Source organism: Armatimonas sp. (assembly GCF_031410135.1).
In the GTDB taxonomy this organism is placed as follows: Bacteria; Armatimonadota; Armatimonadia; order Armatimonadales; family Armatimonadaceae; genus Armatimonas.
Map to the genome: position 1 here is coordinate 1 of NZ_JANNYP010000804.1, position 1,762 is coordinate 1,762.

The 1,762-nt window shown below is 61.2% G+C and carries 2 protein-coding genes; both read right to left on the reverse strand.

The features are described from left to right. Positions 1-1,447: primosomal protein N' (priA, locus tag RMO15_RS29495; protein ID WP_309721575.1), on the reverse strand; the 1,447-nt coding region annotated here is incomplete at its 3' end. Positions 1,448-1,548: 101 nt separating this feature from the next. Then, on the reverse strand, positions 1,549-1,762 hold a 214-nt coding region (locus RMO15_RS29500), incomplete at its 5' end, for a hypothetical protein (RefSeq protein ID WP_309721578.1).

The window sequence follows — 1,762 nt, forward strand, 5'->3', positions numbered from 1 at the left end:
CCTCGCGCAGGTCGACGATCTCGACACTAGGCAAGGGGCGTGAGAGAGCTCGCTCCCGCAGTGGTAGAAAACCGTACTCGCCTTTTTCGGCCTTGTAGAACGTCTCGACAGACGGCGTCGCGGAGCCCAGAATCACCGTCGCACCCGTGGCTCTGGCGCGCGCAATCGCCACTTCCCGAGCGTGGTAGCGCGGTGCGGGCTGGTCTTGCTTGTAGCTGCTCTCATGCTCCTCGTCCACCACGATCAGGCCGACATTGGGCAAGGGGCAAAAAATCGCAGAGCGTGCCCCGACCACCACGTCGGCCTCACCACGGGCAATGCGCTGCCACTCGTCACGCCGCTCGCCCAGGGAGAGATTCGAGTGAAGCACGGCAACTCTATCGCCAATGCGCGAGCGAAAGCTATCCACCACCTGCGCCGTGAGCGCGATCTCTGGCACCAGTACTAAGGCTGTGCGTCCCCGGCGGCGCGTCTCGGCAATCGCCCGCAGGTAGACCTCGGTCTTGCCGGAGCCCGTGACGCCGTAGAGCAGCGCGACATTGTGCGCCCGCGAGTCGAGCCGTTTCTTTATCTCTTCCAGCGCGACTTTTTGCTCGGGCATCAGCTCAGGGGCGACCACGGCGCTGGTGCTGAGCGAGTAGGGCCGCCGCCGCTCGGTGAGCACTTCGATAGAGATCAACTCGTCGGCTTCGAGTTTTTTGAGCGCCGCCGCCGAGACCCCCGCCTCCGCGATAAGCTTGCTGACCGGAAGTGGCCCGCCACCCGCACTGGAGAGCGCCCGCAGGAGCTTGGCCTGCGCCGGGGCTTTCACCTCACGGGCTTTGGCTGCGTCTTCGGCATCGTCCCAGACCACCAAGAGCCGGGCCGCCTTCACCCGCTTGGCCCCCGTGCGCGGCGGCTCCACCGTCCAGACATCGCGCAAAAGCCCCCGCTCGCGCAGCAGCTTCACCGGCGAGTCCACACGGCTGGCCACCAGTTCCGCTAATTCTTCTAACGTCGCCGCCTCACTCGGACAGCCTGCCAGCGTCTCGATCACTAAGCGATGCGAGGCCGTGGTAATCTCCGGGAGCTTCTCTTCCCAGCCCGGCACGAGCTGCACGCGGCGGATCAGATGCGCAGCCTGCGAGTCCGGGATGACAGAGCGCACCGCTGTCGCGAGATCGCAGAAATACTCTCGCGCCATCCACTGCGCCGTCTGCAAGACAGCCTTGGGCAGACTCGCTCCATCGCCTAGAACTTTCGCCTTGATCGGCTTGATAATGCTCGGATCAAGCCCTTCGGGTGGCGCATCCTCTCGACTCATCACGTAGCCAATCGCCTCTTGCCGCCCAAAAGGCACCACCACGCAGTCCCCCACCGTCAGCTCGTCCAGCTCCTCAGGAACCCGGTAGGTCAGCGGTTGCTTGATACCAGGGGCTTCGACATTCACGACAAGGGAGGCATACACACTCACATTGTACAGTGCAACCTCAGCTCTGCCCTGTCTTAAAAGACTACGACAAAATGCCAGCAGGTTCCTGTGTCATCTGAGCATTTTCGTGATTTGTTTTACCTGCCACTCGTCAACTTATCTAAGGTAGTTTGGATGTAGGTTGCACCTCGCACCTCCAACCTTGTCGTTCCAGAACGGTCACGAATCCAGAGAGTTGGAACCTGAGAAATTCCCGCCGCAGTGGTCGCTTCACTCATTTTTTTAACAATTTGCTTGCCCTTTCCGTCAGGAAAATCAAACGAAGTGCCTCCTACAGCCTCTCCAAATTTC